Below are 16,135 nucleotides of genomic sequence, written 5' to 3'. Positions count from 1 at the left end.
CAGGAGTCCGGCGGGTGACGACGATCCGGGGCGGCGAATGGTGGAGCGAGACCGGCGTCCCGCTCCTCAGGAGACGGTGACCTGGACCGCGTGCCAGCCGGTGGCGCCGTCGGGAGCGACCGGGCGCGGCTGGCCGATCTGCACCGCCCCGCTGGCGTCCGTCGCCCGCACCTGCAGGCTGTGCTCGCCCGGGGTGGCGGGCCACCGCCAGGACCACTGCACCCAGGTGTCGGTCGAGACCGACGCGGCCAGCGTCGCCGGCTGCCAGTCGCCGTCGTCGACGCGTACCTCGACCTGACGGATCCCCACGTGCTGCGCCCAGGCCACCCCGGCGACGACGACCTCGCCGGCCGCCAGCCTCCGGCCCGCCCGCGGGGTGTCGATCCGCGAGTGTGTCTTGATCGGTCCCCGTGCCGACCAGCCCCGGCGCACCCAGTACGCGTCGAAGTCGGTAAAGCTGGTCAGCTCCAGTTCGACGAGCCACTTGCAGGCCGAGACGTAGCCGTAGAGGCCGGGCACCACGACCCGGACCGGAAAGCCGTGCTCGACCGGCAGCGGCTCGCCGTTCATCCCGACGGCCAGCATCGCGTCCCGCCCGTCGGTGAGCAGCGCCGTCGGGCTGCCGCAGGTCCAGCCGTCGGCGGAGCGACCCACCACCTGGTCCGCCCCGTCCAGCGGCCCGGCCTCGGCGAGCAGCGGGCCCAGCGGCACGCCGAGCCAGCGGGCGTTGCCGATCAGGTCGCCGCCGACCTCGTTCGAGACGCAGGCCAGGGTGATGTGCCGTTCGATCATCGGCCGGGCGAGCAGGTCGGCGTAGCTCAGGGTCATCGGGTTGCGTATCCGGCCGGTGATCCGCAACCGCCATGCCTCCGGATCCACCTGCGGCACCACCAGCGCGGTGTCGATCCGGTAGAAGTCCCGGTTCGGCGTCACGTACGGCGACAGGCCCGGCACCACCGGGTCGACCCCGGCCGGCACCGGTGCCGCCGCGCTGGCCGGGGCGGGCAGCCGGACCGCCGAGCGGGCGGCCGAGACACCCCGGCGGGTGGAGAGCCAGCGCCCGCCGAGGCCGCCGACCGCCGCACCACCGAGGGTCAGCCCGACGCCGGTGAGGAACCGCCGCCGGGCGTACGCGTCCGGGTATGCGGCAACGTCACCCGGGTGGGCGGCAACGTCACCCGGAGCCGCCGGCACGGCCAGCGCCCGGCCGAGCGGGCCGGCCACGAAGAGCCAGAGCACCCCGGCCGCCAGTCCGGCCCCGACCAGCGACGGCAGCGCGGCGAGCGGGCCGGCCCCGGGCCGGGTCAGCGCCGCCACCACCCCGACCGCGCCGAAGAGGGCGATCCCGGCGTACCCGAGGAGCAGCGAGCGGAGCGCGACCAGCCCGACCAGGGCGGCGAAGCCGGCCAGCAGCAGCGCGGTGCCAACCAGGAGGGCGATCTTGTCGTAGACGTAGAAGACGTCGACGGCGAACTGCTTGAGCGGTGCGGGCGCCAGGTCCACCACGACGCCGCCGACCGCGACCAGCGGCGCGGAGCGCGGCCCGGTGAGCACCGCCACGGCCTCGGCCGCGCCGACGGCGACCGCGGCGGCGGCCACCCCGGCCAGCGCGCCGAAGCGGCGTGCCGGAACGGGCCGCCGGACCGGGACCGTGGCCGGCTCCGCTCGGATCTGCTGCGGGCTCGCGTCCATCCGACCAGTGTTACCGGCCGGGCTCGGCGCGGAAAGTCGCGTCAGGAGTTCGTAATACCGGCGCCGGTTCTTCCGGGCCGGCACCCGGACTCCGCCGGCCCGGCCGACCACACGGGTCGGCCGGGCCGGCGAGGATCGGCGTCGATCCGGTCCTGACCGGTCAGTAGGCCGGACCGGTCGCCGGACCGGTCAGAAGCCCGGACCGTGCTGGTGGCCGTGGCCGTGCCCGTGGCCGTGGCCCCCGGCAGCGGCCGGCTCGGCCTTCTCCGGCTTCTCCACGACCAGGCTCTCGGTGGTCAACAGCAGCCCGGCGATCGAGGCCGCGTTGGAGACCGCGTTGCGGGTCACCTTCACCGGGTCGATGATGCCGGCCTTGGCCAGGTCCTTGTACTCGCCGGTGGCGGCGTCCAGCCCCGTGCCCCAACCGCTGTCGGCGACCTTCTGCACGACAACGTAGCCGTCGTGCCCGGCGTTCTGGGCGATCCACCGCAGCGGCTCGACCAGCGCCTTGCGGACGATCGAGACGCCCACCTTCTCGTCACCGGTCAGGCCCAGGTCGTCGTCGAGTACCGAGACGATCTGCACCAGGGCGGCGCCGCCACCCGGTACGGTGCCCTCCTCCACCGCGGCCTTGGTCGCGGCGATGGCGTCCTCGATGCGGTGCTTACGCTCCTTCATCTCGACCTCGGTCGCCGCACCGGCCTTGATCACCGCGATGCCGCCGGAGAGCTTCGCCAGCCGCTCCTGGAGCTTCTCCCGGTCCCAGTCGGAGTCAGATGCCTCGATCTCCTTGCGGATCTGGGTGATCCGGTCGGCGACCTCGGTGTCCCGGCCCCGGCCGTCGATGACGGTGGTGTTGTCCTTGTCGACCACCACCCGCCGGGCGGTGCCGAGCACCTCCACGCCGACCGAGTCGAGCTTGTAGCCCAGCTCGGGGGCGACCACCTCGCCGCCGGTCAGGATCGCCATGTCCTGCAGCATCGCCTTGCGGCGGTCGCCGAAGCCGGGCGCCTTGACCGCGCAGACCTTGATGGTCTTGCGGATCGCGTTGACCACCAGGGTGGAGAGCGCCTGCCCCTCCACGTCCTCGGCGATGATCAGCAGCGGCTTGGCGCTCTGGAGGACCTTCTCCAGCAGCGGCAGCAGCTCCTCGATCGACGAGATCTTCTGCGTGGTGATCAGGATGTACGGGTCGTCGAGCACCGACTCCTGCGACTCGGTGTCGGTGACAAAGTTCGGCGAGATGAAGCCCTTGTCGAACTGGAGACCCTCGGTGACCTCCAGCTCGGTGGCGAGGGTCGAACCCTCCTCGACCGTGATCACGCCGTCCCGGCCGACCTTCTCCATCGCCTCGGCGATCAGGTCGCCGATGGTGGCGTCCTGCGCCGAGATCGTCGCCACGTGCGCGACCGACTCCCGGCTGCCCACCTCGACGGCCTTCTCCAGCAGCGCCGCGGAGACCTTCTCGGCCGCCGCGTCGATGCCCCGCTTCAGCCCGGCCGGACCGGCGCCCGCCGCGACGTTGCGCAGGCCCTCCCGGACCATCGCCTGGGCCAGCACGGTCGCGGTGGTGGTCCCGTCGCCAGCGATGTCGTTGGTCTTGGTCGCCACCTCCTTGACCAGCTGCGCGCCGAGGTTCTCGTACGGGTTGGTGAGCTCGATCTCCTTGGCGATGGTCACACCGTCGTTGGTGATCGTCGGGGCACCGAACTTCTTGTCCAGGACGACGTTGCGCCCGCGCGGGCCGAGAGTGACCTTGACCGTGTCCGCGAGCGTGTTGACACCGTGCTCCAGCAGGTGCCGGGCGTCATCCGAGAAGCTCAGAATCTTCGCCATTGTGTTAACAGGGTCCCTTCACGCAGCGCTGCCCCGGCCCGGCAGGGCCGGTCCGGGGCAGCGTCACTGGATCGGTCAGATCACTTCTCGATGACGGCGAGGACGTCGCGGGCGGAGAGCACCAGGTACTCCTCGCCGGCGTACTTGACCTCGGTGCCGCCGTACTTCGAGTAGATGACCGTGTCGCCGACCTTGACGTCAACCGGGATCCGGTTGCCGTCGTCGTCGAAACGGCCGGGGCCGACAGCGAGGACGGTGCCCTCCTGCGGCTTCTCCTTGGCGGTGTCGGGAATCACGATGCCCGACGCCGTGGTCGTCTCAGCCTCGTTCGCCTGGACCAGGATCCGGTCCTCGAGCGGCTTGATCGCAACCTTGGTCGCGGTAGTCACGGGCATACCCTCCTGGGGTACTGGTTTCTGTGCCGGTCGGCGCGCCGACCGGCGTCAATCTGCCACATGCCACCTGGCGGGGCCGTCGTCGCGGGTGCCGGTCCGCCTGGCGTTCAACTTCCGGACAACGCCCGGAAGTTGGCACCCTCGGTTTGAGAGTGCTAACCGCAGGTTATGCCTGCGGCTAGCACTCCGTCAAGGAGAGTGCCAACCCGACACGCCCGCCGGGGACTCCGGCCGGCACAATGCTGCGGTGGACCTTGACCAGCTGGCCGCACTGCGTACCCCGGAAGGGGGAACCGCGCTGGCCACCGCCGCCGACCTGGCCGGCGGCGACCCGCTGGTCGCGGCGGCCACGCTGCGCTCGGCCGGGATATCCGGTGGGCTCGCCGCCGCCGCGCTGACCCAGGCCGAGCTGCGGCGGCGGGCGGCGGCCAAGTTCGGCCCGGACGCCGCCCGGATGTTCTTCACCCGGGCCGGTCTGGAGCAGGCGACCCGCCCCGGCGTGGCGGCCCGCCGGGCCGCCCGGCTGCGCGCCGCCGGGGTACGCACCCTGGTCGACCTCGGCTGCGGTCTCGGCGCGGACGCGATCGCCGCCGCCCGGGCCGGCATCCGGGTGTACGGCGTGGAGACCGACCCGCTCACCGCGGCGATGGCCGCCGCGAACGCCGGGGCGGCCGGGGTGGCGGACCGGTTCACGGTCGAACTCGGCGACGCGGCCCGGTTCGACGTCACCGCCGTCGACGGGCGGCCGGTCGACGCGGTCTTCTGCGATCCGGCCCGGCGCCGCCCCGGCACCGGCCGGCGGGTTTTCGACCCGGCCGCCTACTCCCCCTCCTGGGACTTCCTGCTCGACCTCGCCGGCCGGATCCCCCGGACGGTCTTCAAGGTCGCACCCGGCATCGACCACGCCCTGCTGCCGCCGGGCGCCGAGGGCGAGTGGGTCAGCGTCGGAGGCGACCTGGTCGAGGCGACCGTCTGGAGCGCCCCACTGGCCGGCACCCCCCGCCGGGCGACCCTGCTGACCGGGTCGGCAGCCCACGGCGCCGACGTCCGAACCGGCGCCCGGCCCGGTGAGCCGGGCGGGCCGACCCGGCACGGGCCGACTGATCCGGCGGTGCACGAACTGACCGGCGACGGGACCCGGCAGGCCCCGATCGGCCCCGTCCGGCGCTACCTCTACGACCCGGACCCGGCCGTGGTCCGCGCCCACCTGGTCGCCGAGTTCGCCGACACCGTCGACGGCACGCTCGCCGACCCGGAGATCGCGTACGTGTACGCCGACGCCGCCGCCCCCACCCCGTACGCCCGGTGCCTGGAGGTCGTCGAGTCGCTCCCCTTCTCACTCAAGCGGCTGCGGGCCCGACTCCGGGAGCTCGGCGTCGGCCGCGCCGAGATCCTCAAGCGCGGTTCGGCACTGGAACCGGAGCGGCTCCGCCGCGACCTGCGGCTCACCGGGACCGAGCCGATCAGCCTGGTGCTCACCCGGGTCGCCGGCGCACCCACGGCGCTGCTCTGCCACCCGCCGCGGGACGGCCTGTAAGGAAGGGCCCCTTCTTATCGTTTTCTGTCGTAGAAGGGCCCCCTCCCAACACCGTCCAGGCAGTCGGCCGGCGATAGGGTGCCGGTTGTGGCGGGCAGGGGGACACCGGCGACCGCGCTGCTGACGCGGCAGCGGATCCCGCACACCCTGCACCCGTACGACGTGGCGCCGGACACCCCGAACTACGGCGCCGAGGTGGCGGCGGCGCTCGGGGTGCCGCCGGAACGGGTCTTCAAGTCGCTGGTCGCCAGCGTCGACGGGGTGCTGACCGTGGCGGTGGTCCCGGTCACCGGCGAGCTGGACCTGAAGACGCTGGCCACGGCGGTGGGCGGCAAGCGGGCCACGCTTGCCGACCGGACCCTGGCGGAGCGGACCACCGGCTACGTCCGGGGCGGGATCAGCCCGCTGGGGCAGCGGAAGGCGCTGCGTACCGTCGTCGACGCCTCCGCCGAACGCTTTCCCACGGTCTACGTCTCGGCCGGGCGGCGGGGGTTGCAGCTCGAACTCGCGCCGGCGGACCTGATCCGACTCACCGGCGCTGTCACCGCACCGGTCGCGACGTCCTGAGGCGCCCGGCTCCGCCGGACGTGCCGGGCGCACCGGGCAGTTGCATCACCATCGATCATTTCCGGCGTATCACCGCTGGCCAATCCGGGGATGTCGGTCACGTTGCCGAATTGTTATCCCCTGCAACAAACTCGGGGCCCTTACGACCTTGCCCCGGCGACTTCCCGCGAAATACGTTGCCGGACACAACAAAAGTGAGGCGGGCCGGTCGCCACAGCCCACCCGCACCCCGCCAGAGTCGCGACCGGACGGAGGCGCTCCGAGGCAGCCCAACGGGGGGAGGCCAGCGGGCAACGCGGCGACCCGCTCGGGCGTACCACCGCTGTGACCGAGACACCACACCCACCCCGAAAGGACCCGTGCAATGCGCAGAGGGATCCTCACCATCGCTGCCGTGGGCCTGCTGGCCACCAGCGGCCTCGCCGCCTGCGGCGAAGAGTCCGGCGGCGAAGGTGGCACCGAGGCCAAGCCCAAGATCGGCGTCATCCTTCCGGACAGCGCCTCGTCGGACCGCTGGGAAACCGCGGACCGCAAGTACCTGGAGGCGGCGTTCCAGGCCGCAGGCGTCGACTCGATCATTCAGAACGCCCAGAACGACAAGGCCCAGTTCCAGACCATCGCCGACCAGATGATGACCCAGGGCGTCACCGTCCTCATGATCGTCAACCTGGACTCCGGCACCGGCAAGGCGGTCCTGGACAAGGCCAAGACCCAGGGCGTACTCACCATCGACTACGACCGGCTGACCCTGGGCGGCTCGGCGGAGTACTACGTCAGCTTCGACAACGAGGCCGTCGGCAGGCTCCAGGGCGAGGGCCTGGTCAAGTGCCTGACCGACAAGGGCGCCCAGAAACCGGTCGTCGCCGAGCTGAACGGCTCGGAGACCGACAACAACGCCACGCTCTTCAAGAACGGCTACGACAGCGTGCTCAAGCCGAAGTACGACTCCGGCGAGTACGTCAAGGGCCCGGACCAGTGGGTGCCCGGCTGGGACAACACCCAGGCCGGCACCATCTTCGAGCAGATGATGACCCAGCAGAACGGCAAGATCGACGGGGTACTCGCCGCCAACGACGGGCTGGGCAACGCGGTGATCTCCATCCTCAAGAAGAACAAGCTGAACGGCAAGGTCCCGGTGACCGGCCAGGACGCCACCCTCCAGGGGCTGCAGAACATCCTCGCCGGTGACCAGTGCATGACCGTCTACAAGGCGATCAAGCAGGAGGCCGACGCCGCCGCCGAGTTGGCGATCGCGCTGGCCAAGGGCGAGAAGAAGGAGGCGCCCACCACGGTGAAGGACCCGGAGGGCAACCGGGACGTGCCGGCGGTGCTGCTCGAGCCGAAGGCCATCTACAAGGAGAACGTCAAGGACGTCGTCGCCGACGGCTTCATCAGCAAGGACGAGCTCTGCACCGGCGCCTTCGCCGCCGCCTGCACCGAGGCCGGCGTGAGCTGACCCGCACGACGGCACCGGGCCCCGACCGGCCCTGCCGAGACGCCGCCCGGTACGCCACGCATCCGTACCGGGCGGCGTCCCCCGCCCCAGAGCAAACTGGACCGGACCCGTGATCGGTTACCCCGCGACCGGACACCCGCGACCGGACACCCGCGCAAAGGAGACCAACCCGTGTCCGCGACACCCCTGCTGGAACTGCGCGGGATCGACAAGAGTTTCGGTCCCGTCCAGGTCCTCCGCAACGTCGACTTCTCGGTCCACCCCGGCGAGGTGACCGCGCTCGTCGGCGACAACGGCGCCGGCAAGTCCACCCTCGTCAAGTGCGTCGCCGGCATCTACGCCGCCGACGGCGGCGAGATGTTCTTCGACGGCCGGCCGGTGCACATCCACAATCCCCGGGACGCCGCCTCGCTCGGCATCGAGGTCGTCTACCAGGACCTCGCCCTCTGCGACAACCTCGACATCGTGCAGAACATGTTCCTCGGCCGGGAGAAGCGCAGCGGCCTCGTCCTGGACGAGCCGACCATGGAACAGATGGCCGCCGAGACCCTGGCCGGGCTCTCCGTCCGGACGGTGAAGTCGTTGCGGCAGCACGTCTCCAGCCTCTCCGGCGGGCAGCGCCAGACCGTGGCGATCGCCAAGGCGGTGCTCTGGAACAGCCGGCTGGTCATCCTCGACGAGCCGACCGCCGCGCTGGGCGTGGCGCAGACCGCCCAGGTCCTCGAACTGGTCCGCCGGCTGGCCGACAACGGACTCGCCGTCGTGCTCATCTCGCACAACATGAACGACGTCTTCGCCGTCTCCGACCAGATCGCCATGCTCTATCTCGGCCAGATGGTCGCGCAACTGCGGACGAGCGACGTGACCCACGCCCAGGTGGTCGAGCTGATCACCGCAGGCCGCAGCAACGGACTCGGACTCACCTCCGAGAACGGCAACGGCACCGGCAATGCCGACACCGCACACACCGGAACCACGAGCGCAGGAGCCGATCGATGAGCGCCCCACCCACCATCGCCGCGCCGCCGGTGGAGACACCGGCCGCGCCGACGCCGACGGTCGGCAGCCACTTCCGCGACTACCTGGCCAAGGTGCGCGGCGGCGACATGGGCGCGCTGCCGGCCGTACTCGGCCTGATCGTGCTCTGCGGCGTCTTCGCCGCGCTGCGCCCGAACTTCATGACCGAGGGAAACTTCGCCAACCTCTTCACCCAGGGTGCGGCGGTGACGCTGATCGCAATGGGTCTGATCTTCGTCCTGCTGCTCGGCGAGATCGACCTCTCCGCCGGCTTCGCCAGCGGCGTCTGCGCCGCGGTCCTCGCCCAACTGGTCACCCTGCACGGCTATCCCTGGTACGTCGCGGCCGCCGCCGCGATCGTCACCGGGATGGTGATCGGGTTCGCCCTCGGCTTCCTGGTGGCCAAGATCGGCATCCCGTCCTTCGTGGTCACCCTCGCCGCGTTCCTCGCCTTCCAGGGCGTCGTGCTGCTGCTGATCAAGGGCGGCACCAACGTCTCGATCCGGGACGAGGTGCTGGTGGCGATCGCCAACCGGAACATGCCGCCGTGGCTCGGCTGGGCGCTGACCCTGCTCGGCATCGCCGGCTACGCCGCCGTGCAACTGCTACGGCACCGCAACCGCACCACACGCGGGCTGGTGAGCGAACCCCTCGCCGTGGTGCTGATCCGGATCGGCGCGCTCGCGCTGCTCGTCGGCACCGCCGTGTACCTGCTCAACCTCGAACGCAGCCGCAACCCGCTCGTCTCGCTCCGGGGCGTACCGATCGTCGTGCCGGTCATCGTCGTCCTGCTGGTCGCGCTGACCTTCGTCCTGCACCGCACCGCGTACGGCCGGCACATCTACGCCGTCGGCGGCAACCGGGAGGCGGCGCGCCGGGCCGGCATCAATGTCGACCGGATCAGGATATCGGTCTTTGTGATCTGCTCGTCGATGGCGGCGATCGGCGGCATCGTGGCGGCCAGCCGGGCCACCTCGGTCGACGCCAACACCGGGGGCAGTAAGGTCCTGCTCTACGCCGTCGGCGCGGCGGTCATCGGCGGCACCAGCCTCTTCGGCGGCAAGGGCCGGGTCGTCGACGCGGTGCTCGGCGGTGCGGTGATCGCCGTCATCGACAACGGGATGGGGCTGCTCAGCCGCAGTTCCGGCTTCACCTTCGTGGTGACCGGGCTGGTGCTGCTCCTCGCGGCAAGTGTCGACGCACTCTCCCGACGTCGAGCCGGCGTGACAGGCAATCGATAGGGGCACGATGCGCGCAGGGCCGAGTCAGGAGGAGATTCGCCGGCAGAATCTCGGCGCGCTGCTGCGGTACGTCCACATCCACGGCGCCACCTCCCGGGCGGAGCTGACCACCTCGCTCGGGCTCAACCGGAGCACCATCGGCGCGCTCACCGCCGAACTGGCGGCCGCCGGACTGGTCAGCGAGCGGGCACCCCGGGAGACCGGGCGGGCCGGGCGACCGTCCCTGGTCGTCCGGCCCGAGTCGGGCCGGGTCTTCGCGTACGCGTACAGCATCGAGGCGGACCGGCTCCGGGCCGCCCGGATCGGTCTCGGCGGAGTGGTGCTGGACCGCCGGCAGGCCGAACGGCCACCGGGGCTGCTGGCCGTGGAGACCCTTCCCCTGCTGGCCGGCTTCGTGAAGGAGATGCACCAGGCGGTGCCGGAGGGCTCCGTTTACGTTGGCAGCGGTGTCGCGGTCTGCGGCCGGCTCCGCCGCCCCGACAGCGCCGGGCAGCCCGGTCCGGAGGCCGCCGTGCGACTCGGCCCGGAGGCTGCCATGCGACTCGGCCCGGAGGCTGCCGTGCGACTCGGCCTCGACGGTGCTGCCGAGGTCGCCGGTGACCAGCTGGACGGGCCCCTGGCCGAGGCGCTCGGCGAGCTGCTGCCGCAGGAGCGCCCGGTACTGGTCAGCAACGCCGCCGACGTGAGCGCGGTCGCCGAGCACGCCCGTGGGGCGGCCAGGGGTTACGACGACGTCATCTACCTGCACCGGGACGTCGGCATCGAAGCCGGAATCATCGTCGGCGGCCGGCGGCTCACCGGGCAGGGCGGGTACGCCGGCGAGGTCGGCCACATGGTGGTGCAACCCGGCGGCCGCCCCTGCGGCTGCGGCTCGTACGGCTGCTGGGAGACCGAGATCGGCGAGTACGCCATGCTCCAGGCGGCCGGCCGGGGCGAGGCCGCCGGTCGGGAGGCCGCCCTGCGGCTGGTCGACGCGGCCTCCCGGGGCGACGCCGCCGCCCAGGCCGCGGTCCGGCAGGTCGGCGACTGGCTCGGCTTCGGCGTCGCCAACCTGGTCAACATCTTCAACCCCGGGGTGGTCATCTTCGGCGGCACCCTCCGGGACGTCTACCTCGCCGCCGCCGCCCGGGTCCGCAGCCGGCTCAACTCCCTGGCTCTGGCCACACCCCGCGAGCAGGTCCGGCTGCGTACGCCCCAGCTCGGCGAGGACGCCGCCCTGGTCGGCGCCGCCGAACTCGCCTTCGAACACCTCCTCGCCGCTCCCCTCGAGATGTGAGGCGGCCCACGCTGTCCGACGTGGACGGGCACCTGCTGCCCGTGGTCCTCATGGCGGCCATCCGCCGAGCCGACGCCTGCTGATATGCCCTGGTCAGGGTCGGTATGACGAGCTACGTCCCGCCCGTCCCGCTTGCACAGCGCTTATTCTCACATCTGGTTGACTCGGATCGATGGCGCCAACTTGAATGACTCTTCACGGTTACTCAGAGTTGTGTACGTCGGTTCGGGGTTATTGGAGATGGTTGGCATGACCACGTTCGAGATCTGCGTCGACGGCGTCGCGGGGACGCTGGCCGCGGAACGCGCCGGTGCCGACCGGGTGGAACTCTGCGCAGGGCTGTTCGAGGGCGGGTTGACGCCGAGTATCGGCACCATCGAGGTGACGCTGCACGCGGCGAGCCGGATCAGGGTGCACGTGCTCGTCCGTCCCCGGGGCGGCGACTTCATCTACTCTCCGTACGAGGTCGACGCGATGGTGCGCGACGTGCAGGCGGCGGTGACGGTCGGCGCGCACGGCGTCGTGATCGGGGCGCTGACCCCCGAGGGCGCCATCGACCTGCCGACGATGCGGCGGCTGCTCGCCGCGGCCGACGGTGCCGACGTCACGTTTCACCGGGCCTTCGACATGGTCCGGGAGCCGTTCGACGCGCTGGAGCAGTTGGTCGAGCTGGGCGTGCCCCGGGTGCTCACGTCGGGCCAGGAGGAGAGCGCACTGGCCGGTGCCCCGCTCATCGCGGACCTGGTCGCCAAGGCCGACGGCCGGCTCGCGGTGATGGCCGGCGGCGGGGTCACCGAGCGCACCATCGCCCGGATCGCGGCGGCCACCGGCGCCGACGAATACCACTTCACGGCCCGGGTCAGCACGGACGGTCCGGCGATCCACCGCAACCCGCTGCCCCGGATGGGTGGCGTGCTGAGCCGCCCGGAGTACCAGCGCTCGGAGACCTCGCCGGAGCGGATCGGCCAGATCATCGGGGCGGTCCGGCCCTGACGGCCCCGGTCGACCGACGAGCCGGCGGCTCCGCCACCGATGACCCGGACCGCACTGTCGCTTCTGTCGCCGGCTGGTCGAGCTGGCGCCAGACCGGCAGGACGAACGGAAGCACGGTCACCACCAGGTAGGCCGCCCCGAGCAGCAGGCAGGCGGCCGGCAGCCGCAACTGCTCGACGGCGAGACCGCCGAGCAGCCCGCCGAGCGGGATGCCGGCCCAGGAAGCCGCATGGGTCAGCCCGAGCACTCGGGCGCGGAGCCGTTCCGGGATCCGTTCGAAGGTGGCCGCCCCGAGGATCGGGTTGATCGCGGCAACCGACACCCCGGCGACGAACGAGATCAGGTAGACCGCCCAGAGCCGGTCCAGCACGGCCAGCGCGACGAAGCGGGGCGCCCCGGCGAGCAGGAAGCCCACCGCGAAGACGGCGAACCGTGGCACCCGGGACGCCCCGAGGGTGAAGACGGCGTTGCCGAGCACCGCACCGAGCGCGAACGCCGCGGTGAGCAGGCCGAGCGCCGTCGACGAGCCGGCCACCTCGGTGGCCCAGACCGGAGCGAGAATCGAGGTGTACGCCGCGTCGGCGAAATTCGTGACGAGGAGCATCAGCACGATGCCGTGCACCAGCCGGTCGCGGCGCAGATAGTGCGCTCCACCCCGGAGCGCGGCCAGATAGGGCTCCCGGTCCTGCCCGCCGTCACCCGCCTTCGGCGTGGCGGAAGACCACCCGCTTCGCCGTGTCAGACCGAGGCTGTACCCGCCGGACGGCCCCCGCGGCTCGGGCGAGGGCGGGTCAGCGGTCGACCGGGGTGAAGTCCCAGACGTGCGGGGTGCGGGCGAGCATCCGGGCGGGCGGGTCGGGCAGCGAGACCGGGTTGGCCCGCCACCTGGAAATGACCACGAGCCGGTTGTCGGTGGAGGAGAAGACCTCGCTGGAGATGTGCAGCGGATTGTGCTCCAGCTCGGGCAGGGCCGTGTCGCAGACCCAGGTGAGGAGGTCGGCGAAGCCGGCCCGCTCGGCGCGTACCTCCCACATCCGTACGATCACGTCGGCCATCACTCCTCCCGCCCTCGACGCCGCCGGAACACTACACGCTGACCGTGGTCAGCGGCAGCGCGGAATCGGCGGGCAGGTCCAGCCGGCTCGGGGCGACCCCGGCGGCGACCAGGTGCGCGCCGAGCGCCGCCACCATCGCGCCGTTGTCGGTGCAGAGCTTCGGCCGGGGCACCCGGACCCGGATGCCGTGCTTCGCCGCCCGCTCCTCGGCCAGCGCCCGCAGCCGGGAGTTGGCCGCGACGCCGCCGCCGAGCACCAGGGTCTCGACGCCCTGGTCGCGGCAGGCCGCGACCGCCTTGCCGGTGAGTACGTCGCAGACCGCCTCCTGGAAGGAGGCGGCCACGTCCGGCACCGGCACCGGCTCGCCGGCCCGCTGCCTCGCCTCCACCCAGCGGGCGACCGCGGTCTTCAGCCCGGAGAAGGAGAAGTCGAACCGGTGCGCGGCCAGGTCCTTCGGGGCGGTCAGCCCGCGCGGGAAGGCGATCGCGTCCGCCGCGCCGGCCCTCGCCTCCCGGTCGATCGGCGGGCCGCCCGGAAACGGCAGCCCCAGCAGTCGGGCCACCTTGTCGAACGCCTCCCCCGCCGCGTCGTCGATGGTGGCGCCGAGCGGGGTGACCCCGGTCGTCAGGTCGTCCACCAGCAGCAGGGACGAGTGTCCACCAGAGACCAGCAGCGCGACCGCCGGTTCGGGCAGCGGACCGTGCTCCAGGGTGTCCACCGCGACGTGCGCGGCGAGGTGGTTCACTCCGTAGACCGGCTTCTCGGCGGCGAGCGCGTAGCCCTTGGCGGCGGCCACCCCGACCAGCAGCGCGCCGGCCAGCCCGGGGCCGGCGGTGACCGCGATCGCGTCGATGTCGGCCAGGGTCACGCGAGCGTCGTCGAGGGCACGGCGCATGGTCGGCACGATCGCCTCCAGGTGCGCCCGGCTCGCCACCTCCGGCACCACCCCGCCGAACCGGGCATGCTCCTCGACACTGGAGGCCAGCGCGTCGGCGAGCAGGGTGTGCCCGCGTACGACGCCGACGCCGGTCTCGTCGCAGGAGGTCTCGATCCCGAGGATCAGCGGTTCGTCAGCCATTCACCTGCTCCAGTTCGAGCTGCATCACCAGCGCGTCGGTGTTGCTCGGTTGGTAGTAGCCGCGCCGCACGCCGACCGGTTCGAAGCCGTGCATGGCGTAGAGGCGCTGGGCGGGTGCGTTGTCCACCGCCACCTCCAGCAGCACCCGGCGTACGCGGTGCCGGTCCGCCTCGGCCAGCAGGTCGACCAGGAGCATCCGGCCGATGCCGGAGCGCTGCGCATCCCGGCGTACCGCCACGTTCTGCACCCATGCCTCGTCGGGGGGCGCGACGGCGAGCCCGGCGTAGCCGACGAGGGCGTCGCTCGCGTCCAGCGCCGCCACGTAGTAGTGGCCGTTCGCCAGCTCGTTCCAGAACATTCCCGCCGACCACTGCTCGTCGCCGAAGAGGTCCGCCTCGATCGGCAGTGCCTCGACAATGTGCCACCAGCGGAACGGGCCCAGCCGGACCAACCGACCGCTGCCCGCGCCGGCCGCCGTCCTCACCGCAGGACCGGCTTGCGGCCGGTCGCCGCCACGGCGTCCGGCCGGCGCAGGTAGAGCGGTGTGAGCCGGTCACCGGGGGCGCCGGCCCGGATCCGGGCGGCCGCGAGCTCCGCGAGGGCGTACGCCGGTGGGTGGTCCAGGCCGGCCCTCGGCGGCAGCCCGAGGATGTCGGCGTACCGGCGGGCCCCCTCGCCGACCGCGACCCGGACGCCCAACTCCCGGGCCTGCTCGGCGACGGCGGCCGGGGTGTCGACGTCCGGGCCCGCCAGCCGGTCGCCGGTCAGGTCGTAGACCGCCCAGTAGATCTCCCGGCGGCGGGCGTCGGTGGCCACCAGCACCGGTCCGACCTCGGGCGCGGCGCCGGAGCGGGGATGCGTGGCGGCGTGTCCGATGGCGTCGAGCGAGGGCACCCCGTAGGTCGGGACGCCGAGCACCTGTCCCATGCTCGCCGCCGTGACCAGGCCGACCCGCAGCCCGGTGAACGGCCCGGGCCCGAGCCCGGCCACCACGGCGGCCAGGTCGGGCGGGCGGGCGCCGGCCTCGGCGAGCAGCTCGGAGACCTGCGGCGCCAGCAGTTCGCCGTGGGCCCGCGCGTCGACGACGCTGCGCTCGCCGCGCAGCGCGACCGAGTCGGCGGTGATCTCCGCCAGCGCGGCGGTCACCGCCGGGGTCGAGGAGTCCAGCACGAGTACGAGCACACAGGCACCCTAACCGGGTGGCCGCCGACGCTTGGCGCGACCCACGTCAGCCGGCGGAGAGGTCCCAGTCGACGGCCGGGCGGCCGGCGTCGGCGAGCGCCTTGTTGCAGGCGCTGAAGGGGCGGCTGCCGAGGAAGCCGCGCGGGTTCATCGGGCTCGGGTGGCCGGCCTCCAGCACCACGTGCGCCGGGTTGCTGACCAGCGCGGCCTTCTTGCGCGCGTAGCCGCCCCAGAGCAGGAAGACGACCCGCTCCGGGCGCGCGTCGAGGGCCCTGATGGTGGCGTCGGTGAAGTCCTCCCAGCCCTTGTTGGCGTGTGATCCCGGGGTGGCCTGCCGGACGGTCAGCACCGCGTTGAGCAGCAGCACGCCCTGGCTCGCCCAGCGGGTCAGGTTGCCGCCCCGGGAGACCGGCACCCCGAGGTCGTCGGCGAGCTCCTTGAAGACGTTGCGCAGCGACGGCGGCACCGCCACCCCGCCCCGGACGCTGAAGCTCAGCCCGTGCGCCTGACCGGCCCGGTGGTAGGGGTCCTGACCGAGGATCAGCACCCGGCACTCCTCCGGTGCGCAGAGCCGGTAGGCGGTGAAGAGGTCCTCGACCGGCGGGAAGACGCTCTGCGTCGCGTATTCCCCGGCGACGAACTCGCTCAACGCGGCAGTCCTGGCCGGGTCGAGGTGCGGCTCCAACGCCGCCCGCCAGGCCGGTGGCAGCAGGGCGGGAAGATCCAGGGTCATCGGTAACCTCTCGGGCGGCGGGATCGTCCCCCGCACTCTAGAAGTCCGGTACGACACCGCACATCCAACCCGGCGAC

Annotated in this window: 16 protein-coding genes; 7 read left to right on the top strand and 9 right to left on the bottom strand. The window is 72.5% G+C overall.

Translation table 11 applies throughout. The features are described 5' to 3' along the window. Positions 1-66 precede the first annotated feature (66 nt). From ACN28C_RS09955 to groES, 3 genes are all read right to left on the bottom strand, one after another. Positions 67-1,692, bottom strand: coding sequence for a molybdopterin-dependent oxidoreductase (locus ACN28C_RS09955; RefSeq protein WP_422773213.1), 1,626 nt, complete (start codon positions 1,690-1,692; stop codon positions 67-69). Positions 1,693-1,881: 189 nt separating this feature from the next. Then, positions 1,882-3,528: a chaperonin GroEL gene (gene groL, locus ACN28C_RS09950; protein WP_422773212.1), complete on the bottom strand. Its 1,647-nt coding sequence runs from the start codon at positions 3,526-3,528 to the stop codon at positions 1,882-1,884. Between the two features lie 80 nt (positions 3,529-3,608). After that, the gene (groES, locus tag ACN28C_RS09945; protein WP_199187625.1) at positions 3,609-3,923 is read right to left on the bottom strand and encodes a co-chaperone GroES; all 315 of its coding nucleotides are present in this window, start codon (positions 3,921-3,923) and stop codon (positions 3,609-3,611) included. A 247-nt stretch (positions 3,924-4,170) separates the two neighbouring features. Between groES and ACN28C_RS09940 the strand changes: the two genes are divergently transcribed. From ACN28C_RS09940 to ACN28C_RS09910, 7 genes are all read left to right on the top strand, one after another. Further along, complete coding sequence (locus ACN28C_RS09940) at positions 4,171-5,460, top strand: THUMP-like domain-containing protein (RefSeq protein ID WP_422773211.1); 1,290 nt, start codon at positions 4,171-4,173, stop codon at positions 5,458-5,460. Positions 5,461-5,547: 87 nt separating this feature from the next. Further along, a complete protein-coding gene (gene ybaK / locus ACN28C_RS09935; protein ID WP_422773210.1) occupies positions 5,548-6,027 on the top strand; it encodes a Cys-tRNA(Pro) deacylase in 480 nt (159 codons plus the stop codon). Between the two features lie 364 nt (positions 6,028-6,391). Continuing rightward, entirely contained in the window at positions 6,392-7,483 is a 1,092-nt protein-coding gene (locus ACN28C_RS09930; protein WP_422773209.1) for a sugar ABC transporter substrate-binding protein, read from the top strand. Between the two features lie 171 nt (positions 7,484-7,654). Further along, on the top strand, positions 7,655-8,482 hold the full coding sequence (locus ACN28C_RS09925; protein ID WP_422773208.1) for an ATP-binding cassette domain-containing protein: 828 nt from the start codon (positions 7,655-7,657) through the stop codon (positions 8,480-8,482). Continuing rightward, entirely contained in the window at positions 8,479-9,741 is a 1,263-nt protein-coding gene (locus tag ACN28C_RS09920) for a sugar ABC transporter permease (RefSeq protein ID WP_422773207.1), read from the top strand. The genes ACN28C_RS09925 and ACN28C_RS09920 overlap by 4 nt, the downstream gene beginning before the upstream one ends. Positions 9,742-9,748: 7 nt before the next feature. Beyond that, entirely contained in the window at positions 9,749-11,017 is a 1,269-nt protein-coding gene (locus ACN28C_RS09915; RefSeq protein WP_422773206.1) for an ROK family transcriptional regulator, read from the top strand. Positions 11,018-11,266: 249 nt separating this feature from the next. Continuing rightward, complete coding sequence (locus ACN28C_RS09910; protein WP_422773205.1) at positions 11,267-12,010, top strand: copper homeostasis protein CutC; 744 nt, start codon at positions 11,267-11,269, stop codon at positions 12,008-12,010. On the opposite strand, the gene ACN28C_RS09905 is transcribed toward ACN28C_RS09910, so the two are convergent. From ACN28C_RS09905 to ACN28C_RS09880, 6 genes are all read right to left on the bottom strand, one after another. Then, positions 11,988-12,680, bottom strand: coding sequence for an MFS transporter (locus ACN28C_RS09905; protein WP_422774603.1), 693 nt, complete (start codon positions 12,678-12,680; stop codon positions 11,988-11,990). The genes ACN28C_RS09910 and ACN28C_RS09905 overlap by 23 nt on opposite strands. Before the next feature lie 121 nt (positions 12,681-12,801). Continuing rightward, a complete protein-coding gene (locus tag ACN28C_RS09900; RefSeq protein WP_422774602.1) occupies positions 12,802-13,056 on the bottom strand; it encodes a hypothetical protein in 255 nt (84 codons plus the stop codon). Positions 13,057-13,096: 40 nt separating this feature from the next. Next, positions 13,097-14,143 carry a tRNA (adenosine(37)-N6)-threonylcarbamoyltransferase complex transferase subunit TsaD gene (gene tsaD / locus ACN28C_RS09895; RefSeq protein WP_422773204.1) on the bottom strand — a complete coding sequence of 349 codons (1,047 nt, stop codon included), beginning with the start codon at positions 14,141-14,143 and terminating at the stop codon, positions 13,097-13,099. Next, entirely contained in the window at positions 14,136-14,627 is a 492-nt protein-coding gene (gene rimI / locus ACN28C_RS09890; protein WP_422773203.1) for a ribosomal protein S18-alanine N-acetyltransferase, read from the bottom strand. The genes tsaD and rimI overlap by 8 nt, the downstream gene beginning before the upstream one ends. Beyond that, positions 14,624-15,325, bottom strand: coding sequence for a tRNA (adenosine(37)-N6)-threonylcarbamoyltransferase complex dimerization subunit type 1 TsaB (gene tsaB / locus ACN28C_RS09885; protein ID WP_422773202.1), 702 nt, complete (start codon positions 15,323-15,325; stop codon positions 14,624-14,626). Before tsaB ends, rimI begins: the two co-directional genes overlap by 4 nt. A 46-nt stretch (positions 15,326-15,371) precedes the next feature. Next, complete coding sequence (locus ACN28C_RS09880; protein ID WP_422773201.1) at positions 15,372-16,058, bottom strand: uracil-DNA glycosylase; 687 nt, start codon at positions 16,056-16,058, stop codon at positions 15,372-15,374. Positions 16,059-16,135: the final 77 nt, after the last annotated feature.

Origin of the sequence: Plantactinospora sp. WMMC1484 (assembly GCF_049315195.1) — a bacterium.
Taxonomy (GTDB): Bacteria; Actinomycetota; Actinomycetes; order Mycobacteriales; family Micromonosporaceae; genus Plantactinospora.
The sequence above is the reverse complement of the archived record's forward strand: the minus strand, read 5'-3'. Positions and strand labels throughout refer to the sequence as shown.

What these genes read in the sequence shown, in the direction of transcription:
- groES (WP_199187625.1), bottom strand. Translation starts at nt 3,923, where the DNA reads ATGCCCGTGACTACCGCGACCAAGGTTGCGATCAAGCCGCTCGAGGAC.
- ACN28C_RS09910 (WP_422773205.1), top strand. Translation starts at nt 11,267, where the DNA reads ATGACCACGTTCGAGATCTGCGTCGACGGCGTCGCGGGGACGCTGGCC.
- groL (WP_422773212.1), bottom strand. Translation starts at nt 3,528, where the DNA reads ATGGCGAAGATTCTGAGCTTCTCGGATGACGCCCGGCACCTGCTGGAG.
- ACN28C_RS09920 (WP_422773207.1), top strand. Translation starts at nt 8,479, where the DNA reads ATGAGCGCCCCACCCACCATCGCCGCGCCGCCGGTGGAGACACCGGCC.
- ACN28C_RS09880 (WP_422773201.1), bottom strand. Translation starts at nt 16,058, where the DNA reads ATGACCCTGGATCTTCCCGCCCTGCTGCCACCGGCCTGGCGGGCGGCG.
- tsaD (WP_422773204.1), bottom strand. Translation starts at nt 14,143, where the DNA reads ATGGCTGACGAACCGCTGATCCTCGGGATCGAGACCTCCTGCGACGAG.
- ACN28C_RS09930 (WP_422773209.1), top strand. Translation starts at nt 6,392, where the DNA reads ATGCGCAGAGGGATCCTCACCATCGCTGCCGTGGGCCTGCTGGCCACC.
- ACN28C_RS09955 (WP_422773213.1), bottom strand. Translation starts at nt 1,692, where the DNA reads ATGGACGCGAGCCCGCAGCAGATCCGAGCGGAGCCGGCCACGGTCCCG.
- ACN28C_RS09915 (WP_422773206.1), top strand. Translation starts at nt 9,749, where the DNA reads ATGCGCGCAGGGCCGAGTCAGGAGGAGATTCGCCGGCAGAATCTCGGC.